The following is a 20,475-nucleotide window of genomic DNA, read 5'->3' as shown; positions in this document are numbered from 1 at the left end:
GTAGTCACCAAAGGAGATGCCGCTGGGCTTGGCCCGGCGGCATTGTTGTCCTCCTGGAGCCGCTGCCGTTCAACGACAACGCAGAACCGCTCCTCGCTTCGGCCCGATTGCCGGCGAAAATCGCTAGACATTTTTCCTGGAATTGCATGGCGCGGCCAATCTGCTGCTGGCGTCCTTGGCGTACTGCCGCGACTGACGACCTATCTGCGTTCGATCGGCGATACGGCGACGACACTCGACCGGATCGAGCCGGAGCGACGTCGAACGGCGCGGCTCTGCCGCGCCGCCGGTTTTACACACACCCAGCCGCTCCGACTCATGCATCAACGTCTTCCGGCTGAAGCAATCGTTGCGCGAGCACCTCAATACACTCGACCATCTCGACAACCGGCGATATGAACTGGGTGCCGATCTGTTTCGCATCCACCTGCGCCTCTCCCGCAGCCGGCGACCGCAGGCGGCCAGGCACGGAGCCGCACTGTTCGGCGTGATCAGCCGGCCGGATTGAAGAGGATGAATTGACGCGTAAAGCCAGCCCGACCGTCGCGCTGTTTTCCAAGGCGGGCCCTGGCGCCGCGCTGAACTGCATTGGCATCGCACAGGCCTTGCGCGCCCGGGGCGTCCAGCCTTCATCCACCATTGCGCGGTGCCCGATAATGTCTACGTCGACGCCTGGGTTCCGCAGCCCTCGGTGGCGCCGAAGTCTGACCTGTTCATCCACGTCGGCAATAACAGCTTTTGCGAGGCGCTGCGCTTCGGCGTGCCGTCGCTGATCATGCCCTATTGCTGGGACGGGCACGACAATGCGCCACGCGCCGGAGAAACCGGCGTCGGCGATCATATCGGCCGCGACGGCTGGACCGAAGGGGGATTGAAGAGAGCCATTCTCGGCCTGCTGGCCGATGACGCCATGCGCGCCCGCCTCAGGGACAATGCAGCCCGGATGGCGCTGCAACCCGGAACGGAAATGGCCGCGCAAGCCATACTCTCTCTCTGATACGGACTTGAACGAAATGCCCGACAAAAACACTAACACCGCGACCAACGACCCCAAGGCCTGGCTCACGCAGCACGGCATCACCGAGGTCGAATGCCTGGTGCCCGACATGAACGGCGTGTTGCGCGGCAAGGCGCTGCCGACCGCCAAACTCCTCAAGGCGCTGGAAGACCGCGCGCTCTATCTGCCGAGCAGCGCCTTCCTGGTCAGCATCGACGGTCGCTATTCCGGCTCTATCGACGAGGGTTTTGCTTATTCGGACCCCGACATGCGCATGGTGCCCGATGTCTCGACGCTGTGCCTGGCGCCGGGTGCGGGGGCGGGCAAGGCCTATGTCTTCGCCGACGCGTTCCACATGGACGGCAGGCCATGGATGGCCTCGCCACGCCACGTGCTGCGCGCCGTGCTCGATCTCTATCGCCAGCGCGGCTGGCGCGCGGTGGTGGCGCCGGAACTCGAATTCTATCTGATCGCGCCGAACCCCGATCCGGACAAACCGCTGACCGCCCCGGTCGGCGCCAATGGTCGCGCCGAGGGTGTGCAGCATCCCTATGACATGGCAGCGCTGGAAGAATTCGAGCCGGTGATCCGGCGCATCTACGACTATTCAGCGGCGGCCGGTCTGCCGCTGGATACGCTGATCCATGAATCGGGCACGGCGCAGCTGGAAATCAACCTGCTGCATGGCGACGCCCTGCCGCTGGCCGACCAGGTGCTTTTGTTCAAGCGGTTTACGCGGCAGGCCGCGCAGCAATGCGGCATGCATGCGACTTTCATGGCCAAGCCGATCACGGCGCAAGCCGGCAGCTCGATGCATCTGCACATGTCGGTCGTCGACGAGGCCGGCAACCCGCTTTTCGCCAGCGGCGACGATGCCGATACCGGGATGTTTGGACACTTCATCGGCGGCTTGCAGAAATATGTTCCGGAAATCATGCCGCTGTTCGCGCCAAACGTGAACTCTTTCCGCCGCATAAGGCCCAACCACAGCGCACCCGCCAATATCGAGTGGTCGCACGACAACCGCTCCTGCGGCCTGCGCGTGCCGGCGGGAGGACGCGCCGCGCGGCGGGTGGAGAACCGGCTGCCTGGGGCGGATTGCAATCCCTATCTGGCGATCGCCGGGTCTCTGCTTGCCGGCTATCTGGGCGTCGAGCAGAAACTGGCGCGCTCGGCCGAGGCGTCGGGCAACGCCTACAAGATCAGGAGCACGCTGCCGAAGACCATGGAGGAGGCACTCGACCGCTTCGCCGCCTGCGGCCCGGTACGCGAATTGCTCGGCGAGGACTTCTTCCAGACCTATCTGCGCGTCAAGAGCGTCGAACTCGACCTATTCCAAAGCGTGGTGACGAGCTGGGAACGCGATCACCTCTTGCTGAAGGTGTGATGATGGAATCTTTAACGGGGTTCAATTCCGGTCTCGATATCGGCAAATCCTACTACGTCGCCACCGCCAATCCGGCGCCGGACCATCCGGCGCTCGTCGGCGATGTCGAAACCGACCTGGTCGTCGTCGGCGGCGGCTGCACCGGGCTGTCGGCCGCCCTTCACGCCGCCGAACGCGGGCTGAAGGTGGTGCTGCTCGAAGGCGGCAAGATCGGCTGGGGCGCATCGGGCCGAAATGGCGGCCAGATGATCCCCGGCCTGCGCAAAGGCGCCAAGGGTCTGGTCAAGATCTACGGAGCCGAGCGGGCCAAGATGCTGTTCGATCTCGCTTTCGAAGCGCGCGGCCTGGTGCTCGAGCTCATCGAGCGCAATGCCATCGAGTGCGATCTAAGGCTGACCGGCCATCTGGTCGGCGCGGTCAACGGATCCGATCTCAGGGATCTGGAAGAAGAGGCCAAGTGCCTCGAGAGCGCGATGAAATTCCGCGAGGTCGAGATACTCTCGGCGGCGGCGGCTCGGGCCAAGGTCGACACGCCTTATCATGGCGCCATGTATGAGCCGCTCGGCGGCCACATGCACCCGCTCAACTACACGCTTGGGCTTGCCCGCGCGGCTGTCGCGGCCGGCGTGTTCATCCACGAAAATTCGGTGGCCGTGAAGCTGGAGCGCGAACCCTCGATCCGGGTCTCGACGGCAAAGGGATCGGTGCGGGCCCGACATGTCGTGCTGGCGGGCGACGCGCTGCTCAACGGGCTGGAGCCGCGCGTCAACAGCCGCATCATGCCGGTCGGTAACTACATTGTCGCTACCGAGCCGCTGGAGGGCGCGCGAAACGTCATCCCGGCCAATGTCGCGGTGTCCGATACACGCTTCGTCGTCAACTATTACCGGAGGTCCGCGGATGGACGCCTGCTGTTCGGCGGCGGCGAGCGCTACACGCCGTCACCGCCGGCTGACATTGCCGGTTTCGTGCGGCCGCACATGGAGAGCACCTTTCCGCAACTCAAGGGCTGCCGCATCGATCATGCCTGGGGCGGGCTGGTGTCGGTAACGACCTCGCGGCTGCCGCATGTCGGGCATTATGGCGAAGTCTATTTCGCGCACGGCTATTCCGGCAAGGGCGTCATCCTGTCGACGCTCTCGGGCAAGCTTTTGGCCGAGGCGATCACCGGCGACGCCTCACGGCTCGACCTGTTCTCGACGTTGACACCAATGCCGTTCCCGGGAGGCACGGCGCTGCGCGGGCCGCTCTATGTGCTGGGCATGCTTTGGTACGCGATGCGGGATAGGATCAAGCATTGAGGGGTGTGTAGTTTCGCCACTTTCAGACCCTGGCGGGACGGCCTTTTTGAATCGGAGCCCGATCAATGGTCAAATTCCTGCCGCTCAAGCAGGCCGTTGCGGAGAACCTCAACGATGGCGACGTGGTCGCCTTCGAAGGCTTCACCCATCTGATCCCGACAGCCGCAGCGCATGAGGCGATCCGCCAGGGGTTTCGCGACCTAACCCTGATCCGCATGACGCCGGACCTGATCTACGACCAGATGATCGGCATGGGCATGGCCAAGAAGATCGTCTTCTCTTATCTCGGCAATCCCGGTGTCGGCCTGCTGCGGCGCGCCCGCGATGCGATCGAGAACGGGTTTCCCCGGTCGATCGAGGTCGAGGAACACAGCCATGCCGGCATGGCCAATGCCTATGAGGCGGGCGCGGCCGGCCTGCCCTGCGCGGTGTTACGCGGCTACCGCGGCACCGGGCTGACTGATGTCAATCCGAACATCAAATCGGTGACTTGTCCGTTCAGCGGCGAGGTGCTGGCGGCCGTGCCTTCCATCCGGCCCGATACCACTTTCATCCATGCGCAGAAAGCCGACCGGAAAGGCAATGTGCTGGTAGAGGGCATCATCGGCATCCAGAAGGAAGCGGTCCTGGCGGCCAAACGCGCCGTGGTGACGGTCGAGGAGGTGGTCGACAATTTTGACGATCTCCATCCCAATCTGACCGTGCTGCCGCGTTGGGCGATCGCGGCGATCTCGGTCGTGCCGGGCGGTTCGCACCCCTCCTATGCCCATGGCTATTACGCGCGCGACAACGCGGCCTATCTCGAATGGGACGAGATTGCCGCCGACCGCGAAAAATTCCGGGCCTGGATGCAGGCCAACGTGATCGAGAAGAGCGCCGACGATTTCGCGGCCCGGGTGGATCATTTGAGGAAAGCGGCATGAGCGACAATCATCTCGGCTTCACCCCCAATGAGATGATGACCATCGCCGCAAGCCGGGCGCTGAGGAATGACGACGTCTGCTTCGTCGGCATCGGCGCGCCGTCCGCGGCCTGCAACGTCGCGCGGCTGACGCATGCGCCCGACATGACCTTGATCTATGAGAGCGGCACGATCGGGACGGCGCCCGACGTGCTGCCGCTGTCGATCGGCGATGGCGAATTGTGCGAAACCGCCGTCACCACCGTAGCCGTGCCGGAGATGTTCCGCTACTGGCTGCAGGGCGGCCGCATTTCGATCGGCTTTTTGGGCGCGGCGCAACTCGACAAGTTCGGCAACATCAACACCACGGTCATCGGCGACTATTTCCATCCCAAGACCCGACTGCCCGGCGGCGGTGGCGCACCGGAGATCGCGACGTCGTCGAAGGAGATCTACATCACCATGGCGCAAACCGAGCGCGGCATGGTCGAGAAGATCGATTTTTTCACCTCCTTCGGCCATGGCGAGGGCGGCGACCACCGACAGCGGTTGGGCATCCATACATCCGGCCCGACATTGCTGATTACCGATCTCGCCATCTGGAAGCCGGATCCGGTGACCAAGGAATTCACCGTTGTCTCTCTGCATCCCGGGGTCACCCGTCAGCAGGTGCAGGAGAGCTGTGGCTGGGTTGTTAAGTTCGCCGAGGCGCTTGACGAAACACCGGCGCCAAGCGAACTCGAACTCGCGACATTGCGCGACCTGCAGGCCCGCACCAAGGCGGCGCATGAGGGAACCGGAAAAACAAAGGCTGCATAAAATGGCCCAGGCCTATATCTGCGACTACATCCGCACGCCGATCGGTCGCTTCGGCGGTTCGCTGTCTTCGGTTCGTGCCGACGACCTTGCTGCCATCCCCTTGAAGGCGCTGGCCGAACGCAATCCCGGCATCGACTGGCAGCGGATCGACGACGTCGTCTATGGTTGCGCCAACCAGGCCGGCGAGGACAACCGCAACGTGGCACGCATGGCCTTGCTGCTGGCTGGACTTCCGAAGGAGATACCGGGCTCGACGGTCAATCGCCTGTGCGGCTCGGGCATGGATGCGCTGACCATCGCGGCGCGTGCCATCAAGGCCGGCGAGGCGGAACTGATGATCGCGGGTGGTGTCGAATCGATGAGCCGCGCGCCGTTCGTCATGCCCAAGGCCGACGCTGCCTTCTCGCGCAATGCCGAGATTTACGACACCACCATTGGCTGGCGCTTCGTCAACCAGCTGATGAAGAGGCCGTATGGCGTCGATTCCATGCCGGAGACCGGCGAGAATGTGGCGGAAGACTTCGCGGTTTCCCGCTCGGACCAGGATACCTTTGCCGTGCACAGCCAGGACAAGGCTGTCGCCGCACAAGCCAATGGCCGGCTGGCGAAGGAGATCACCCCGGTGACCATCCCGCAGCGCAAGGGCGATGCGGTCATCGTGTCGAAGGATGAACATCCTCGCGCCGGCACAACCGTCGAGGCGCTGGCCAAATTGCCGACGCCGTTCCGGCAAGGTGGCACGGTGACGGCCGGCAATGCGTCGGGCGTCAATGACGGCGCGGCGGCACTGATCGTTGCCTCGGAAGCGGCGGTGAAGACATACGGGCTGACGCCGATCGCCCGTATTCTTGGCGGGGTCGCCGCCGGGGTCGCGCCGCGCATCATGGGCATCGGTCCGGCGCCAGCGACGCAGAAGCTCTGCGCGCGGCTTGGCCTGACGCCGCAACAATTCGATGTCATCGAACTCAACGAAGCCTTTGCCTCGCAAGGCATCGCCGTGCTGCGCCAGCTCGGTATTGCCGAGGATGCGCCGCACGTGAACCCGAATGGCGGCGCCATCGCACTTGGCCATCCCCTGGGCATGTCGGGCGCGCGCATATCCGGCACGGCGGCGCTGGAGCTCCGTGAGCGCGGCGGCCGCTACGCGCTGGCCACCATGTGCATCGGCGTCGGCCAGGGCATTGCCATCGCGCTCGAACGGGCCTGAACAATCGCCCTTCCTGGCTGGGCCAGGAGAGTGGATATGCTCGAGCCTGCCAAATTTGACCATGTGGACAAAAGTCCGGACCCGTTCCATAGTTCCCTGTCTGATTTCAGGAACGGCCGGCTCGACACGGCTGTCAAACAGAGGGGCACTTCAATGGAAGACCGGAAGAACAGATCTCATTCGATGCGCGAAGGGCTGTCGCGGCGCAACGTGCTGGAGCTCGGCGCGCTTGGCCTGGCCGCGACGATGCTGCCGGGTGCGGCCTTCGCGGCGGGCAAAAAACTGAAGGTTGCGGCGATCTTCGCCACGCCGATCGAGGAACCCTGGGACAACCAGATCCACGTCGCCTTGCAGAAGGCCGAGAAGGAATTGGGCATCGAATACAAATGGTCGGAAAAGGTCCAGACCGCCGACTTCAGCCGCGTCATGCGCGAATATGCGCAGGGCGGGTACCAGCTGGTGCTGGGCGATGCCTTCGCCGCCGAGCGTGAATCGCGCCGCACGGCAAAGCAGTTTCCCAAGACAGCCTGGCTGTTCGGCTCTGGCGCCGGGCCGGCCGAGCCGAATTTCGGCGTGTTCGACAACTGGATCCACGAGCCCGCCTATCTCTCCGGCATGATCGCCGGCAAGATGTCGAAGTCAGGCACGGTCGGCGCGGTGGCGGCGATGGGCATTCCGGAAGTGAACCGGCTGGTCAACGCCTTCTTCGCCGGCGCCAAGGAGGTCAACCCGAACGTCAAGAAGAAGGTCGCCTTCATAGGCTCCTTCTTCGATCCGCCCAAGGCCAAGGAAGCCGCGGTGGCGCAGATCGATGCCGGGGTCGATGTCATCTATGCCGAGCGCTTCGGCGTCATCGAGGCGGCGGTGGAAAAGAAGATCTTCGCCATCTCCAACATGTCCGACCAGTCGAGTCTCGGCCCCGACACCGTCATCACCGGTCCGGTCTGGGACATGTACCCGACGGTCGAGCAGGCGATCAAGCTGGTCAAGGCCGGTGTCTACACGGCGCAGGATTATGGCGATTTCTCGCGCATGGCCAAGGGCGGTTCGTATCTGGCGCCCTTCCACAAGTTCGACAAGACCTTGCCCGCCGAGGTCAAGGATCTGGTCGAGAAGAAGAAGGCCGAGATCCTGGAAGGCAATTTCCGCGTCGACGTCGACGAGAACACGCCGGTTTCGGATTGACGCTAATGGTTGAGGGGCTGGCGCGTGGCGCCACCCTCTGTCCTGCCGGCCATCTCCCCCTCAAGGCGGGAGATTGCAGCTCGCCGGCAGTGCTTGTCTCTCCAAACGCTGGTGGTGCCGAGAGCCGAAGTGACATCTGATCTCCCCGCTTGAGGGGGAGATGGCCGGCAGGCCAGAGGGGGTGCAGCGCCGCTCTCCGGGGGGCTAAGCTGGATCGCAAAGTCAGGAGACCCCTTGCCGACGTCCGCCCTACTCATCGAAATGCGCGGCATCACCAAGACCTTCGGCGCCGTCAAGGCGAACGAGGCTGTGGATCTCGGCGTGGCGCCGGGCGAAATCCTCGGGCTGCTCGGCGAGAACGGCGCCGGCAAGACGACATTGATGAACGTGCTGTTCGGTGCCTACGCGCCGGATGCCGGTGAGATCCTGATCCAGGGCCAGCCAGTCAGGATCACCAGCTCGGCCGATGCGCTGGCCGCGGGCATCGGCATGGTGCATCAGCATTTTCATCTGGCGCCACGGCTCACCGTGCTGGAAAATCTGCTCATCGGTATTCCTGGCAAATCGGGACGAATCGACCGCAGCGCCGGGCTGGCGCGGCTTGCTGAAATCAGCAGCCAGCACGGGCTGACTCTCGATCCCAATCAGCCGGTCTCGGCGCTGTCGGTCGGCGAGCAACAGCGGCTCGAAATAGTCAAGGCGCTGTTTCGCGGCGCCAAGCTCTTGATCCTTGACGAGCCGACGGCGGTGCTGGCGCCGAGCGAGGTCGACGGGCTGTTTTCGGCCCTACGCTCGATGGCGGCGCAAGGCCTGGGCATCATCTTCATCTCGCACAAGCTCAACGAGGTGCGGGCGCTGACCCATCGCTGCACCGTGCTGCGGCATGGCCGCGTCGCGGGCCGTGTCGACGACCCAGCCAACACGACGTCGGCTGCAATGGCTGAACTGATGTGCGGCCATGAGATCGTGCCGCCGGCAAGAGGATCGTCGACGCCCGGCGCCGATGTGCTGACGCTCGAAGGCATTTCAACCTCGAAGCATTCCGGCACGGCGTTGCGCGATGTCTCACTCGCGGTTCGTGCCGGCGAAATCCTCGGCATCGCCGGCGTCTCCGGCAATGGTCAGCGGGCGCTCGCGGAGACTATCTCGGGCACGCGTGCGCCCGACAGCGGTCAAATGACAATAGCCGGCAAACAGGTCGTGCGCTTCTCGCCGCGCGAAGTGCAGGCACTCGGCCTTGGCCGCATCCCGGAAGATCGCATGACGACGGGGCTGGTCACCAATTTGCCGCTCGCCGATTCGATGGTGCTGCCGCGCATCGGTACTTCAGCCTTTTCCGCCAAGGGCCTGCTCAAGCCGGATGCGATCCGCGCTTTCGCCGAAGAACAGATCAAGGCCTATGACATCAGATGTCCCGGGCCGATGACGCGCGCCGGCGCGCTGTCCGGTGGCAATCTGCAGAAGGCGCTTCTGGCGCGCGAGCTTGCTTTCGATCCGAAGGTGCTGATCGTCTCACAGCCGACACGTGGCCTCGACATCGGTGCGGCGCGCTTCATCCATGAAAAATTCCTCGACATGCGCGCCAAGGGCTGCGGCATCATCGTCATCGGCGAGGATCTGGAGGAACTGCTGGTGCTGTGCGACCGCATCGCGGTGATGTATGAGGGCCGCATCGTCGGCACGCTGGACAGTGCCGACGCGACCGTCGCCCGGCTCGGCCTGCTGATGACGGGCGCGGAGGGCCACTGATGTTCCGCCTCGAAGTCCGCACGTCCACGCCCGCCTGGTTCAACCTCGCGCTGCCGCTGCTGGCGATTGTCGCTACGCTCATCCTGTGCAGCGGCCTGATCGCGCTGGCCGGGGCGGGGGTGTTCGAGTCCTACGGCGTGATGTTCACGGCCTCGCTTGGCGACAGCTACGCCATCACCGAAACGCTGGTCCGTGCCGCCCCGATGATCTTTACCGGGCTGGCGGTGGCGGTCGCCTTCCGCGCAAAGTTCTGGAACATCGGCGCCGAAGGGCAATTGCTGGCCGGCGCGGTGGCGAGCTGTTTCGTCGGTGCGATTCCGATGCCAGGACCGCTTGCCATGCTTTTCATGGCTCTGACGGGGGCGGCCGCGGGCGCGGCGGTCGCGCTGGTGCCTGCGACGCTGCGCGTAAAGTTCAAGGTCGACGATGTCGTGAGCTCCTTGCTGCTCAACTCGGTCATCTATTATGCCCTGATGGCGCTGATCGAGGGACCGTGGAAGGACACCTTCAGCGGCTATCCGATCTCGCCGCCGATCGAGGATTCGGCGAACTTTCCGGTGCTGGTCGAAGGCACGCGGCTGCATCTCGGTGTCGTCGCGGCGCTTATCGCGGCCCCGTTGGTCTGGTTCCTGATCGTGCGCACGACGCTGGGCTTCCGGATCAGGGTCACCGGCGAAAACCCGGAAGCGGCACGCTATGGCGGCATCCATGTCGAGCGCGTGCTGCTGTCGACGGCGCTGCTGTCGGGCGCGTTGGCGGGGCTGGCCGGCGTCGGCGAGGTCGGCGGCGTGCATTTCCAGGTGATGAGCGACATCTCGCCGGGCTACGGCTATTCCGGCATTGTCGTCGCCATGCTGGCGCGGCTCAACCCGCTCGGCGTCGTGCCGGCGGCGATCTTCCTCGCAGCCGTGATGACCGGCGCCGAGGCTATGTCGCGCGCGACCGGCGTGCCGGCCTTCCTCAGCGACGTCATCCAGGGCACGGCGCTGCTTGCCATGCTGGTGGCGCTGCTGTTCACGGCCTATCGCATCCGCCGCGTCGGAGCCATCGGATGAGCGCGGTGTTCGAACAGATTTTTCAGGTCGGCTTTCTCGCCGCCATCATCCGCATCGCCACGCCGCTAGCCTTTGCGACGCTCGGCGAAATGTTCTCCGAACGGGCCGGCGTGCTCAATCTCGGCATCGAAGGCATCATGCTGCTCTGCGCCATGACCGGCTTCACCGCCACCAGCCTCAGTGGAAGCCTGTGGCTCGGTGTCCTGGTGGCGGTGCTGACCGGCATGCTGATGGGCGCACTGCATGCGCTGTTCACGGTGGTGCTCGGCCTCAGCCAGCATGTCTGCGGCATTGGCGTCACGCTGTTCTCGTCGGGGCTGGCCTATTTCCTCTACCGGCTGATCTTCGGCCAGCAACCGGTGCCGCCGAGCATCAAGGGTTTTCAGACGCTGCCGATCCCGGTTCTCTCGGACATTCCCGTGCTGGGACCCGCGGTGTTCAATCAGTTTGTGTTGGTCTACATGGCCATCCTGGCCGTTCCTTTGGCCGCCTTCATCCTCTACCGCACCCCGTGGGGGCTGTCGGTGCGCATGGTCGGCGAGAACCCGCGCGCGGCCGACTCTGCCGGCGTCAGCGTGATTGCCACGCGCTTCCAGGCCGTCATTCTCGGCGGCGCCCTGATGGGGTTCGCTGGTGCTTTCCTTTCGATGGCGCAGTTCAACGCCTTCACCTTCGGCGTCGTTTCCGGGCGCGGCTGGGTGGCGATCGCGCTGGTCGTCTTCGGCCGTTGGGATCCCTGGCGCTCGGCAGGGGCCGCGCTGCTGTTCGCCTTCGTTGATGCCTTGCAATTGCGCATGCAGGCGAGCGGCCTCGGCCACATCCCTTACGAGGCGTTCCTGATGCTGCCGTTCATCTTCACCATCGTCGCCATGGCCGTCATGTCGCGCAACGCGATGGCGCCATCAGCGCTGCTCAAGCCGTTTCGAAGGGAAGAGCGATAGACTCAGGATTGGGTGTCCTTCCTATCCCTCCGGAGGGGGAGAGGAAGGGCGTCAAGCTGTCCCGGGATGAAGACTGGACCTTGGGACGCCTCACATCGCTGTAAACCCATTATCGACAAACAGATGCGTGCCGTTGACGAAACTGGACTCGTCGCTGGCCAGGTAAAGCGCTGCCTTCGCCACCTCTTCAGGCTCGCCGATGCGGCCCTGCTGCGCCGCAAGTGCGGCATCGGATACATCGACGCCGAGCTTACCGAGATCGGCAACTTCCCGCAGACCGTGCGGCGTGCGGATGAAACCGGGGCAAACCGCGTTGCAACGGATGTTGCGGTCGCGGAATTCCACCGCGATGGCGCGGGCGAACATGTGGCAAGCGCCCTTGGTGGTGTCGTAGAGCACTTCGTTCGGCGTTGCCGCCACCGCCGAGATCGACGAGGTGCAGACGATCGAGCCCCCGGCCGCCGCGATCATCCCGGGCAGCACGGCACGCGTCATGAGGAACATCGAGCGCACATTGACGGCGTGCAGCCAGTCCCATTCCTGAACCGTCGTCTCCAGGAACGGCTTAATCACGATGGTGCCGGCATGGTTGAACAGCACGGTGACAGGTCCGAGCTTTTCGGTCGCCCCTGTAACCGCAGCCGCGACCTGGGCCTCATCAGACACGTCGGCCACCCAGTGTTCGGCTACGTGTCCCCGCGCGCGTATCGCGGCCGCGGTTGCCGCGGCGGCCGCACCGTTGCGGTCGATGATCGCCACCTTGGCGCCTTCGGCGGCGAACAGTTCCGAGGCCGCGCCCCCCATTCCCGTCGCGCCGCCCGAAATGATGGCGACCTTGCCGGCCAGTCTTGTGCCCATTTTTCTGCTCCCACTCGTTTGGATAATCAGGTTGACTGGCAGCGATGCTATCCCCTCCTGAACCGACTGGCCAATGCACGAAATAGGCGCAGCAATGACAAGCACCTAGGTCCCTCGCATGCGCATGGAGCGATGCCGCCGCGCTCTTCCGATCGGTTGCCGGGACCCATGCCAACAGCAACTTCACACCATTTTTCGGCTCTCTATGAGAAAATAATTCTGCCAGTTGCACGAAAATAGCAATCGACAAAGTCTACAAATTTTATAGATTAAGCGGCAAGACGGAGGTCGACATGTCCTATTTGCAGAACGCCCAGACCGACAGCAACGGCCAGCGAGTGGCCAATGCCCAGGGCTTTCGCCCGGCCTATGCCGGCGCTTTCGCCTATCTCGTCTTTGCCCTTGCGTTCGTGTTCACCGGGGCAGTCGTGCTGGGCCTTATTCCCTAAGGCGCGGGATCGACAGGGGCAGCTGCCCCACAGCTTTCAGGCAATCGGAGTTGCAGGCAATCGGAGTTGAATGAGCCGGATCCCGGAGCGTTTTCGCGCGCCTGAGGATGTGCATTTCACAGCATCAGTGATTCCAGTGATGGAGGAGATGACAATGCCGATCGAATTCACGCATATACCCGGCAAGACCGCCGACGCGGCGGTTCCCTTTTTCTATGACTTCGCCGAGACCTCGACCAAGCTCGGGCTGATCGAGGACGGCGGTTTCCAGAAGATCGTCGTCGACGATTCGGCCGGGCTGCTGACCAACATGGATCTTGCGTCGCAGGTGCTCAACCGCACCGCTTCGCTGGAAGTGGTGCTCACCCACTGGGCCGGCGTGATCGAACCGACGGTGGCTGCCCGCCAGCTGGCCGCCATCGACAGGGAGAGCGGCGGACGGCTGGCGCTCAGGATGATCAGCGAGCCCTTGAACGACGACGATGCCGAGACGCGGCCGGTCGGACATGGCGTCGTCTGGCAGCGCATCGACGAATATCTGGTGCTGTTGAAGCGGCTGTGGTCGAACGATCGGCCCTTCGATCACGAAGGCGCGTTCTACAGCATCAAAAACGGTTATGTGCCGCGCAAGGGCCCACATGGCGCCGACCTCTTGGTGCGCATGGGCGGGCAATCCGGAACGGCGCTGAAGGTGGCCGGCCGGCATGCCGATGTCTTCGAACTGGCGCCGGGGCCGATCGACGATATCAGGCAATTAATGGAGCGGGCACGTGGCGCCGCGGCCGAACATGGCCGTGCCGGCAAACTGCGCTTCGCGCTTCCGGTCAGGATCCACCAGGGTGTTTCCGCCGCCGGCCACAAGGCCGTGGACCTATCCGGCCCGCCGGCCCAGGTCGCGCTGTCGCTGCTCGCCTATGCCGGGCTCGGAATCGATGAGTTCATGATCGTCGGCGTCGACACGCCGCGCGAGATCGCGACAGCCGGCCGGGAAACATTGGCGCTGCTGCGCAACTCGCTGGCGCGCCGGGAGGCCAGCGAGTTCCAGCCTGGAGCTTATGCGCCTCGCCCAGGATTGGAGACGCGAGCAGCGGGGTGAAGCCCATCAATCGTCTGTTGCTTCAGGCCTGTCGCCAAGCCGCGACAGGCCCTTAATGACAGCGTCCGAATCGGCCAGCACGCCGAAGACGCCGTCCTCGACCGTCACCATGTGCAACGCCGCTTCATGCGCTTGTCTGTCGCCGCTGGCGCAGGCGTCCGAAATCGTCAGGCACTGGAAATTGCGGTCACAGGCCTCGCGCAGCGTGGTGTGGACGCAGACATCCGTCGTGCATCCGGAAAACATCAGATGCGTGATGCCTTGCGCACGCAGCACAAGCTCGAAATCCGTATAGGTGAAGGCGCTGTTGCAGGTCTTGTCGACGATGATGTCGTGCGGCGCGACGTCGATCTCCGGAACGATCTGGAACCCAGCGCCTGAGCGCAGCAGGACGTCGGTGCCGTCGAGGCCGGAACGCTTGCGGCGCCATTTCTCGTAGGGCATCATGTCGGCCATGTCGGCGCGGTAACCCTGTCTGGTGTGGATGACCCTGACGCCGGCTTTGCGCGCGGCGGCGATCAGGCGGTTCACGACGGGCAGGATCGCCCGCAGCGGCGAGGGGTCATACCCCTTCCTGGCGAAATAGCCCGATGTCGACAGGAAATCCTGTTGCAGGTCGATGACGACCAGCGCGGTGTTTTCGGCAACCAGCCGGCCGTCATAAGGGTAGTCGAAGGGTGTCGCGTTGATCATCCGGAGCTCCTTGCCGCCGGCTCACCCTAGCGTGTCCGCATCGATGCGGCGACACCTGGTGCCGACATGCGGTCCGGGCCGGAGATCGCCGGCGCGGATCGGCCGGCTGCGCGAACGACGGCCCGTACGCGGCAACAATGACGCCCGCCCTGGAGCGTTTCAGTTTTGCGGCGCATTCCCAAATTGCCGAGTGTTGCGGTCACCTTAAATCTTGACTATTACGTTCATGTTTCATAGTCAACCGGGCACCTGCCTCCGCAGCCAGGATCGGAATGCGGCGGCCGGGCTGGAGAAATGCCGTGACCATGGGCGAAGCCGATAGCCAGACAGCATTCGATGTCGATGCAGTGTGTTTCGCCGTCAACGGGCGGACGCTGCTCGGTCCGGTCTCGCTCGAATTGCGGCGCACGCGCGTCTACGGGCTGATCGGCCATAATGGTTCGGGCAAATCGACGCTGATCAAGCTTTTGGCGCGCCAGCAGCCGGCAAGCTCCGGCGCCATCACTTTCGCCGCGCGGCCGCTATCCCAATGGGGCGCGCGCGAGCTGGCGCGGGCTCTTGCCTATCTGCCGCGGACGACGCCGGCGGCGACGGGCTTGACCGTGCGCGAGCTGGCAACGCTTGGACGCTATCCATGGCACGGCGCGCTTGGGCGTTTCGGCGTCATGCTGCTCGACGAGCCGATCTCGGCGCTCGACCTCGCACATCAGGTCGCGGTGCTGGGCCTGGTCAGGGAGCTCAGCCGCAAGCGCGACCTGTGCGTCGTCGTGGTGCTGCACGACCCCAACATGGCGGCGCGCTACCGCGATGAGCTGATCGCGCTGAAGGACGGCAAGCTGCTGACGCGCGGCACACCGGACGAAATCATGCGGAGCGATGTGCTCAAGGGCATTTTCTGCGTCGAGATAGGTGTGTTCGCGCATCCCGTCACCGGCCAACCCGTCGGCCATGTGCGGTGAAGTCGTCGCCAGCGATTGCAGGAACCAAGCAAGCGGCTGGCCGCCGTGAGAACAAGGAAGAAGCTCATGTCGAGACATGGTTTGTTGGCGGCGGTGGTCGCATCGCTTATCCTGGGGACAACCGGGGCGATGGCCCAGGGGCAACCGGCCGGCTCTTCTCCAGCGGTTGAGGCCCCTGCCGCGCCGGTACAAGCAGCACCAGCTGCCATGGCGCCCGCGCAGCCAGCCGGCCAGCCGAGCGCGACAGCGCCGGCCGAGGCCGCGCCTGCCGGAGCGATGGACCTGAACCTGCCGCATGACCTGTCGCCATGGGGCATGTTCAAGGCGGCCGACATCATCGTGAAGGCGGTGATGACTGGACTGGCCTTCGCGTCGCTCGTCACCTGGACGACATGGCTGGCCAAATCGCTGGAGATTTTCGACGGCAAGCTGCGCCTCCGCCGTGCCGTCCTGGCGATCGGCGATGCCGCGACGCTGAAGCAGGCGAGCCGCGCGCTCGACCGCGGCGGCGGCCCCGGCGCGCTCCTAGTGCGGGCAGCGGAAGAAGAGGCCGCGCTTTCGGCCGATGCGCTCGACCATGTCGGCGGTGACGGACTGAAGGAACGGGTCAGCTCGCGCCTGTCGCGCATCGAGGCGGCTGCGTCGCGGCGCATGTCGCGCGGCACTGGCCTTCTGGCGACGATTGGTTCCACCGCGACTTTCGTCGGCCTGTTCGGCACCGTCTGGGGCATCATGAACGCCTTCATCAGCATCTCGCGGGCCCAGACCACCAATCTCGCCGTGGTCGCGCCGGGCATCGCCGAAGCGCTGCTGGCCACCGCGATGGGTCTCGTCGCGGCCATCCCAGCTGTGGTGATCTACAACGTCTTCGCCCGCTCGATAGCCGGCTACCGGCAGATCCTCGCCGACGCCTCGGCCGGCGTCGAACGGCTGGTCAGCCGCGACCTCGATTTCCGCGCGATAGCGCCGGCGACAGCCTTGGCGGCGGAGTAGCGGGAGCGACGCCATGAGGAGCAGAATTCGACAGACGCTGGACGACGACCTCGAGGAAAGCCACGAGATCAACGTCACGCCCTTCATCGATGTCATCCTTGTGCTCCTGATCATCTTCATGGTCGCCGCACCGCTGGCGACGGTGGATGTCAATGTCGACCTGCCCGGCTCGACCGCGACGCCGGCGCCGCGACCGGAGACGCCGCTGTTCCTGACGCTGAAGGACGATCTCAGCCTAACGATCGGCAACGACACGGTGCCGCGCCCGGCTTTTGCCGCCACGCTCGGCAGCCGTACCAAGGGCGACAAGCGGACGCGGATATTCCTGCGCGCCGACAAGGCGGTCGCCTATGGCGACCTGATGGAGGCGATGAACCTGCTGCGGGCAGCCGGCTATCTGAAGATCGCGCTGGTCGGTCTGGAGGCCGCGCCGACCGGTGATATCGCCGCGCCGGCGCCAGGCAAAACGGCCGCTCCATGACGCAATCGGCCGCCTCGCCCACGGTGGTGCTGTCGCGCTTCGACTGGCGCGACCTTGGCCTATGGGCATCCGCGGCGGTGCTTGTGCTTGGGGCTCATGTCGCGGTCGCTTATGCCGTGCGGAATTTCAGTCCAGTCGACCTGTCGGATGGCGGAGCGCCACCGGCCCTGGTGATCGAAATGGCGCCGATGATGGTAACGCCGGCGGTGCCCGAACAGGCCGCGATCCCCGACGCGGCCATTCCCGACCGGACCGAGCCGGTCGAAGAGACCGAGAAGGCAGCCGAGGCCGAGCCTGACAAGGTGGCCGAGCAAGCGGAGCCTGTTGCCGAGGCCGAGATGGTCCCGCCCAATGAGCCCACGGAGATGACGAAGGCCGAACCGGTCGAACAGCCGCCGCTGGAAGAGGTCGTCCCCGATATTGTCGAGACCGTCGCGCCGGAGGCTGTCGTTCCGCTGCCGCGGGCAAAGCCGACGGAGCGGCGCAAGCAAAAGAAACCGGCCGAAGCCAAGGTCAAAAAGCCGGTCGACAAGCCAAGGCCAAGGCCGAAGAAGAAAAAGGCCGAGCCACCGAAGACGGCAAGTGCCGCGAGCGCCGAGGCCAAGCCTGCGGCCAAGGCGGCGGCGCCGAGATCGGCGGCCGGGCTCTCGGGTGTCAGCCCGGCCAAATGGGAATCGCGGCTGACGGCGTGGATCAATCGCCACAAGCGCTACCCAAGCGCCGCGAAATCCCGGCGCGCGCAGGGTAATGTGAACGTGACTTTCACAATGGACCCATCCGGCCGGGTCCTGTCGGCCCGGGTCGCCCGTTCCTCCGGCGATGCCGAGCTCGACCGAGCCGCGTTGGCGGTGCTGCAGGGCGCGACCGTGCCGGCGCCGCCGGCGGAACTCGGCCCGCGCGTCAGCCGTACAGCGCCATTCGTGTTCAGTTTGCGGGACTAATGCATGTGGGTCGGCGGCCGCGTTTCTCAGCAGCGGCAGCAAGCTTTGCAGCGTATCGAGCGTCTCCCAACGGCTCGGCCGCGAGCCAGCCGTGCCGCAAGGCCGACAATTGCGTCTCGCTACGCTGTTCTTGGCTGAGCGTGGTTGTCTTTCGCGTGTGCCTTGGGGTGCATCGGGTTGCCGCTGAGTTGCGCATGTCGTGCTGGCCGTGCGCCGCGCAAGACGTCGAAGGCCTCGGCATAGGCCATGCCGAGCAGATAGGAGATCATGGGGAAGCGGCCTGCTTCGGCCATCTGCACCAGCTCATTGGTCATCGTCGCGATATATTGAAGACTATCGAGCTCTGACTGACGTAAGGCCTGATTTGACATGTTCTGCTCCTGTCATCGGATGGAACTCTAGGAATGCGTACTGGCTGAACTGGACATATTAGGTCGGCTAGTCGACCGGCCGAATGCGGTGTCAAGTTCCGGGGTTGAGAGGGTCAACTGAATGGGCGGGTCGGTGAGGCGGTCGAGGCTCAGAAGGCGCTTGACCGCCGAATGGCTCAGCGCCGCCGTCGGACACGCCGACAAGCAGTGCCTGGTCGCCGCCAGCATCATGTTCTGGCCAATATGGCCCGCCTCGATCAGCACGACGCGGTAGGCGTTGGCGTGACCATGTTTCCACATCGTGCGGTCGAGCCTGGCATAAAGCAGGATCAGGCACGGGCATGGCGCGTTGTTCACTTCTTGGTCATTTTCCCACATTTCCCGACCCCAAGGGATTTGTCGAAAGATCCCGGAAAGGGATCCGCGAGAAGAAAGGTAAGGTCGGGAGAGTTAATGGTCTGTTAAAATTGTAGTAAATCCAATATCAGCTAAAATATCTTTCTTGTGTGAAAGTCTAAAAAAATCGATTTTACTCGGCCATGGAGCAGGCAATCGCTAGCATACGCTTTTTCGGGATATTCTTGTTCTTATCCAGCGTAAGCAAGCGGCTAGGCCAGCCCGTCCCGAGCGAGGCCGACGACGAGCTGGTCGAGGCTGGGATCGTCGAGCCTGACGGCATGCGCCATGCGGATCGCATGCCTGGGCCTGATATTGGACCTATCCTGCCGCATGATGACGGACACGAATGCCGGCCCGGCTTCGGTCAGAAGCATGGCCTTGCCCGTCAGCACCGGTTCGGCGATAGGCGCCCATTGCACCGAGATCAGCGACGGCTCGCCTGTCTGGCGGCGGTTGACGCCGCTGAAATAGATCCAGTTAAGGCGCGAGATCGCCACCCCACAATGATTGCCGCGTCCCCGCGCCCATGCCGAGCCACGATGCTCCGACCATCCGGTGACCCTGCGGAACGTGACCAGCTCGGCCTCACGCCGCACGAAGGTCACCGACCGCATCAGCAGATCGGAGCGGGTCGGAATTGAAAAATAGGTGAAATAGATGCCGCCGGCGATCGACGGGGCGGGTGGGCGGATCATCTGGGTGACAGGCTTTCGAAAATCGGCGGCAGGCCGAGAGCCGCCGGCTCGGGGATGCCGGGGTCCCGGTACAGTTCGGCTTCTTCGACGTGCAGGTAGTCGCAGATCAGCTTGGCCCTTGCAGAGCCGCCTGAGATTTGCAGCGAGGTTCTCGCGAATGGACACTTTTTGCTTCTGCGGCGGCTTCTTCATTCGATTCGAATCTCTATCGCGCCTTCGGTCGCCGGCCGAAACGCCTTGTAACAACACACGAAAAAACTGATTTGAGAACGCCAGTCTAATGGGCCGGCTTCCAAAAAATAGCATCGAGCGGACACCAGCCATCGCCATAAGTCCAATTGAAAACCATTTCGCCGCGGAGACGGCGAAATGCCATTTGGCCATTATTCGGGGGATCGGGGCTGCGCTTTGCATCGCGCCGCGGCGTATACCGGCCGCGCCTTGCCGGAACGGTCAAAGGCGACGATTATTCCGCTGGTGGAGCTGAGGAGGATCGAACTCCTGACCTCGTCATTGCGAACGACGCGCTCTCCCAGCTGAGCTACAGCCCCGTCCAGCGGATGGCGCATTTATCGGGCGCCGCGGTTTCCTGTCAAGGCGGCGCTTCACTGAAAAACCGGCTGCCGGTCGCGTGGCGGAACCCTGCCCTTGCCGGTTTGGCGCGTAATGGCTACATGTCGGCAACAATTGGAGTCCGGCATGCTCGCCCTCATTCAAACCATCGTCATGGCGCTCGACCTCTATTGGTGGGTCATCATCGCCTCGGCGATCTTTTCCTGGCTCTATGCCTTCAACGTCGTCAACTCGCGCAACCAGTTCGTCGGCAGCATCGGGAACATGCTCTACCGCCTGACCGAGCCGGCGCTGCGGCCGATCCGCCGCTTCATGCCCGACCTTGGCGGTATCGACATCTCACCGATCATCTTGTTGCTGATCCTGTTCTTCCTCAGGCAGTTCATTCTCACCACGATCGCGCCGCTGCTGCTGGCCTGACGATC

General features: G+C 64.1%; 22 protein-coding genes, 1 tRNA gene and 1 pseudogene. 17 read left to right on the top strand and 7 right to left on the bottom strand.

Features of this window, described 5'->3' with window-relative positions; genetic code table 11:
• Positions 1 to 316 precede the first annotated feature (316 nt).
• Positions 317 to 640, bottom strand: coding sequence for a hypothetical protein (locus tag ACVWWD_RS06705; protein ID WP_023771841.1), 324 nt, complete (start codon positions 638 to 640; stop codon positions 317 to 319).
• A gap of 6 nt (positions 641 to 646) precedes the next feature.
• Between ACVWWD_RS06705 and ACVWWD_RS06700 the strand changes: the two genes are divergently transcribed.
• The 10 genes from ACVWWD_RS06700 to ACVWWD_RS06655 all read left to right on the top strand — a co-directional run bounded on the left by ACVWWD_RS06700 (position 647) and on the right by ACVWWD_RS06655 (position 11,542).
• Positions 647 to 997: a glycosyltransferase gene (locus ACVWWD_RS06700; protein WP_023771840.1), complete on the top strand. Its 351-nt coding sequence runs from the start codon at positions 647 to 649 to the stop codon at positions 995 to 997.
• Positions 998 to 1,013: 16 nt separating this feature from the next.
• Positions 1,014 to 2,384 (top strand): glutamine synthetase family protein, encoded by a 1,371-nt coding sequence (locus tag ACVWWD_RS06695; protein ID WP_023784171.1) that lies wholly within the window; start codon positions 1,014 to 1,016, stop codon positions 2,382 to 2,384.
• A gap of 2 nt (positions 2,385 to 2,386) precedes the next feature.
• Entirely contained in the window at positions 2,387 to 3,685 is a 1,299-nt protein-coding gene (locus ACVWWD_RS06690; RefSeq protein ID WP_352549715.1) for an NAD(P)/FAD-dependent oxidoreductase, read from the top strand.
• A 65-nt stretch (positions 3,686 to 3,750) separates the two neighbouring features.
• Positions 3,751 to 4,608 carry a CoA transferase subunit A gene (locus ACVWWD_RS06685; RefSeq protein ID WP_457102968.1) on the top strand — a complete coding sequence of 286 codons (858 nt, stop codon included), beginning with the start codon at positions 3,751 to 3,753 and terminating at the stop codon, positions 4,606 to 4,608.
• Entirely contained in the window at positions 4,605 to 5,405 is an 801-nt protein-coding gene (locus ACVWWD_RS06680) for a CoA-transferase subunit beta (RefSeq protein WP_352595854.1), read from the top strand. Before ACVWWD_RS06685 ends, ACVWWD_RS06680 begins: the two co-directional genes overlap by 4 nt.
• Position 5,406: 1 nt before the next feature.
• A complete protein-coding gene (gene pcaF, locus ACVWWD_RS06675) occupies positions 5,407 to 6,612 on the top strand; it encodes a 3-oxoadipyl-CoA thiolase (RefSeq protein ID WP_457102967.1) in 1,206 nt (401 codons plus the stop codon).
• Positions 6,613 to 6,765: 153 nt separating this feature from the next.
• Positions 6,766 to 7,797, top strand: coding sequence for a BMP family protein (locus ACVWWD_RS06670; protein WP_140662476.1), 1,032 nt, complete (start codon positions 6,766 to 6,768; stop codon positions 7,795 to 7,797).
• A 261-nt stretch (positions 7,798 to 8,058) separates the two neighbouring features.
• Positions 8,059 to 9,546, top strand: a complete 1,488-nt coding sequence (locus tag ACVWWD_RS06665) for an ATP-binding cassette domain-containing protein (RefSeq protein ID WP_435054048.1) — start codon at positions 8,059 to 8,061, stop codon at positions 9,544 to 9,546.
• Positions 9,546 to 10,601 (top strand): ABC transporter permease, encoded by a 1,056-nt coding sequence (locus ACVWWD_RS06660; protein ID WP_352552998.1) that lies wholly within the window; start codon positions 9,546 to 9,548, stop codon positions 10,599 to 10,601. Before ACVWWD_RS06665 ends, ACVWWD_RS06660 begins: the two co-directional genes overlap by 1 nt.
• Complete coding sequence (locus tag ACVWWD_RS06655; protein ID WP_352552996.1) at positions 10,598 to 11,542, top strand: ABC transporter permease; 945 nt, start codon at positions 10,598 to 10,600, stop codon at positions 11,540 to 11,542. The genes ACVWWD_RS06660 and ACVWWD_RS06655 overlap by 4 nt, the downstream gene beginning before the upstream one ends.
• Positions 11,543 to 11,632: 90 nt before the next feature.
• Here ACVWWD_RS06655 and ACVWWD_RS06650 read toward each other — a convergent pair whose 3' ends face one another.
• The gene (locus ACVWWD_RS06650) at positions 11,633 to 12,400 is read right to left on the bottom strand and encodes an SDR family NAD(P)-dependent oxidoreductase (RefSeq protein ID WP_023771830.1); all 768 of its coding nucleotides are present in this window, start codon (positions 12,398 to 12,400) and stop codon (positions 11,633 to 11,635) included.
• Between the two features lie 293 nt (positions 12,401 to 12,693).
• Here ACVWWD_RS06650 and ACVWWD_RS06645 point away from each other — a divergent pair, with 293 nt between their 5' ends.
• Together ACVWWD_RS06645 and ACVWWD_RS06640 are read left to right on the top strand one after the other, a co-directional pair.
• Positions 12,694 to 12,849: a hypothetical protein gene (locus tag ACVWWD_RS06645; RefSeq protein ID WP_023771829.1), complete on the top strand. Its 156-nt coding sequence runs from the start codon at positions 12,694 to 12,696 to the stop codon at positions 12,847 to 12,849.
• A gap of 154 nt (positions 12,850 to 13,003) precedes the next feature.
• The gene (locus ACVWWD_RS06640) at positions 13,004 to 13,945 is read left to right on the top strand and encodes an LLM class flavin-dependent oxidoreductase (protein ID WP_352552993.1); all 942 of its coding nucleotides are present in this window, start codon (positions 13,004 to 13,006) and stop codon (positions 13,943 to 13,945) included.
• 6 nt (positions 13,946 to 13,951) lie between these two features.
• Here the strand turns inward: ACVWWD_RS06640 and ACVWWD_RS06635 are convergent, their stop codons facing one another.
• Positions 13,952 to 14,638, bottom strand: a complete 687-nt coding sequence (locus ACVWWD_RS06635; RefSeq protein WP_023784180.1) for a cysteine hydrolase family protein — start codon at positions 14,636 to 14,638, stop codon at positions 13,952 to 13,954.
• A 305-nt stretch (positions 14,639 to 14,943) separates the two neighbouring features.
• Between ACVWWD_RS06635 and ACVWWD_RS06630 the strand changes: the two genes are divergently transcribed.
• The 4 genes from ACVWWD_RS06630 to ACVWWD_RS06615 all read left to right on the top strand — a co-directional run bounded on the left by ACVWWD_RS06630 (position 14,944) and on the right by ACVWWD_RS06615 (position 18,012).
• Positions 14,944 to 15,597, top strand: a complete 654-nt coding sequence (locus ACVWWD_RS06630) for an ATP-binding cassette domain-containing protein (RefSeq protein WP_352553001.1) — start codon at positions 14,944 to 14,946, stop codon at positions 15,595 to 15,597.
• Positions 15,598 to 15,663: 66 nt separating this feature from the next.
• Entirely contained in the window at positions 15,664 to 16,590 is a 927-nt protein-coding gene (gene exbB, locus ACVWWD_RS06625; protein WP_457102966.1) for a tonB-system energizer ExbB, read from the top strand.
• A 13-nt stretch (positions 16,591 to 16,603) separates the two neighbouring features.
• On the top strand, positions 16,604 to 17,071 hold the full coding sequence (gene exbD, locus ACVWWD_RS06620; protein ID WP_023771825.1) for a TonB system transport protein ExbD: 468 nt from the start codon (positions 16,604 to 16,606) through the stop codon (positions 17,069 to 17,071).
• Positions 17,068 to 18,012 carry an energy transducer TonB family protein gene (locus ACVWWD_RS06615; protein WP_352552988.1) on the top strand — a complete coding sequence of 315 codons (945 nt, stop codon included), beginning with the start codon at positions 17,068 to 17,070 and terminating at the stop codon, positions 18,010 to 18,012. Before exbD ends, ACVWWD_RS06615 begins: the two co-directional genes overlap by 4 nt.
• 119 nt (positions 18,013 to 18,131) lie before the next feature.
• On the opposite strand, the gene ACVWWD_RS06610 is transcribed toward ACVWWD_RS06615, so the two are convergent.
• The 4 genes and pseudogenes from ACVWWD_RS06610 to ACVWWD_RS06595 all read right to left on the bottom strand — a co-directional run bounded on the left by ACVWWD_RS06610 (position 18,132) and on the right by ACVWWD_RS06595 (position 20,028).
• On the bottom strand, positions 18,132 to 18,383 hold the full coding sequence (locus ACVWWD_RS06610) for a hypothetical protein (protein WP_352552986.1): 252 nt from the start codon (positions 18,381 to 18,383) through the stop codon (positions 18,132 to 18,134).
• A 27-nt stretch (positions 18,384 to 18,410) separates the two neighbouring features.
• Entirely contained in the window at positions 18,411 to 18,740 is a 330-nt protein-coding gene (locus ACVWWD_RS06605) for a nitroreductase family protein (protein ID WP_352552984.1), read from the bottom strand.
• 251 nt (positions 18,741 to 18,991) lie between these two features.
• Positions 18,992 to 19,642, bottom strand: a pseudogene (locus ACVWWD_RS06600) (XRE family transcriptional regulator).
• A 310-nt stretch (positions 19,643 to 19,952) separates the two neighbouring features.
• Positions 19,953 to 20,028 (bottom strand) — tRNA-Ala (locus tag ACVWWD_RS06595).
• 148 nt (positions 20,029 to 20,176) lie between these two features.
• Between ACVWWD_RS06595 and ACVWWD_RS06590 the strand changes: the two genes are divergently transcribed.
• Positions 20,177 to 20,470 carry a YggT family protein gene (locus ACVWWD_RS06590; protein ID WP_023771816.1) on the top strand — a complete coding sequence of 98 codons (294 nt, stop codon included), beginning with the start codon at positions 20,177 to 20,179 and terminating at the stop codon, positions 20,468 to 20,470.
• Positions 20,471 to 20,475 lie beyond the last annotated feature (5 nt).

Source organism: Mesorhizobium sp. URHB0026 (assembly GCF_054059755.1).
The sequence above is the reverse complement of the archived record's forward strand: the minus strand, read 5'-3'. Positions and strand labels throughout refer to the sequence as shown.

What these genes read in the sequence shown, in the direction of transcription:
- ACVWWD_RS06660 (WP_352552998.1), top strand. Translation starts at nt 9,546, where the DNA reads ATGTTCCGCCTCGAAGTCCGCACGTCCACGCCCGCCTGGTTCAACCTC.
- ACVWWD_RS06615 (WP_352552988.1), top strand. Translation starts at nt 17,068, where the DNA reads ATGACGCAATCGGCCGCCTCGCCCACGGTGGTGCTGTCGCGCTTCGAC.
- ACVWWD_RS06640 (WP_352552993.1), top strand. Translation starts at nt 13,004, where the DNA reads ATGCCGATCGAATTCACGCATATACCCGGCAAGACCGCCGACGCGGCG.
- ACVWWD_RS06685 (WP_457102968.1), top strand. Translation starts at nt 3,751, where the DNA reads ATGGTCAAATTCCTGCCGCTCAAGCAGGCCGTTGCGGAGAACCTCAAC.
- ACVWWD_RS06705 (WP_023771841.1), bottom strand. Translation starts at nt 640, where the DNA reads ATGGTGGATGAAGGCTGGACGCCCCGGGCGCGCAAGGCCTGTGCGATG.
- ACVWWD_RS06610 (WP_352552986.1), bottom strand. Translation starts at nt 18,383, where the DNA reads ATGTCAAATCAGGCCTTACGTCAGTCAGAGCTCGATAGTCTTCAATAT.
- ACVWWD_RS06655 (WP_352552996.1), top strand. Translation starts at nt 10,598, where the DNA reads ATGAGCGCGGTGTTCGAACAGATTTTTCAGGTCGGCTTTCTCGCCGCC.
- ACVWWD_RS06695 (WP_023784171.1), top strand. Translation starts at nt 1,014, where the DNA reads ATGCCCGACAAAAACACTAACACCGCGACCAACGACCCCAAGGCCTGG.
- ACVWWD_RS06670 (WP_140662476.1), top strand. Translation starts at nt 6,766, where the DNA reads ATGGAAGACCGGAAGAACAGATCTCATTCGATGCGCGAAGGGCTGTCG.
- exbB (WP_457102966.1), top strand. Translation starts at nt 15,664, where the DNA reads ATGTCGAGACATGGTTTGTTGGCGGCGGTGGTCGCATCGCTTATCCTG.
- ACVWWD_RS06590 (WP_023771816.1), top strand. Translation starts at nt 20,177, where the DNA reads ATGCTCGCCCTCATTCAAACCATCGTCATGGCGCTCGACCTCTATTGG.
- ACVWWD_RS06630 (WP_352553001.1), top strand. Translation starts at nt 14,944, where the DNA reads ATGGGCGAAGCCGATAGCCAGACAGCATTCGATGTCGATGCAGTGTGT.
- ACVWWD_RS06650 (WP_023771830.1), bottom strand. Translation starts at nt 12,400, where the DNA reads ATGGGCACAAGACTGGCCGGCAAGGTCGCCATCATTTCGGGCGGCGCG.
- exbD (WP_023771825.1), top strand. Translation starts at nt 16,604, where the DNA reads ATGAGGAGCAGAATTCGACAGACGCTGGACGACGACCTCGAGGAAAGC.
- ACVWWD_RS06680 (WP_352595854.1), top strand. Translation starts at nt 4,605, where the DNA reads ATGAGCGACAATCATCTCGGCTTCACCCCCAATGAGATGATGACCATC.
- ACVWWD_RS06645 (WP_023771829.1), top strand. Translation starts at nt 12,694, where the DNA reads ATGTCCTATTTGCAGAACGCCCAGACCGACAGCAACGGCCAGCGAGTG.
- ACVWWD_RS06690 (WP_352549715.1), top strand. Translation starts at nt 2,387, where the DNA reads ATGGAATCTTTAACGGGGTTCAATTCCGGTCTCGATATCGGCAAATCC.
- pcaF (WP_457102967.1), top strand. Translation starts at nt 5,407, where the DNA reads ATGGCCCAGGCCTATATCTGCGACTACATCCGCACGCCGATCGGTCGC.
- ACVWWD_RS06665 (WP_435054048.1), top strand. Translation starts at nt 8,059, where the DNA reads ATGCGCGGCATCACCAAGACCTTCGGCGCCGTCAAGGCGAACGAGGCT.
- ACVWWD_RS06635 (WP_023784180.1), bottom strand. Translation starts at nt 14,638, where the DNA reads ATGATCAACGCGACACCCTTCGACTACCCTTATGACGGCCGGCTGGTT.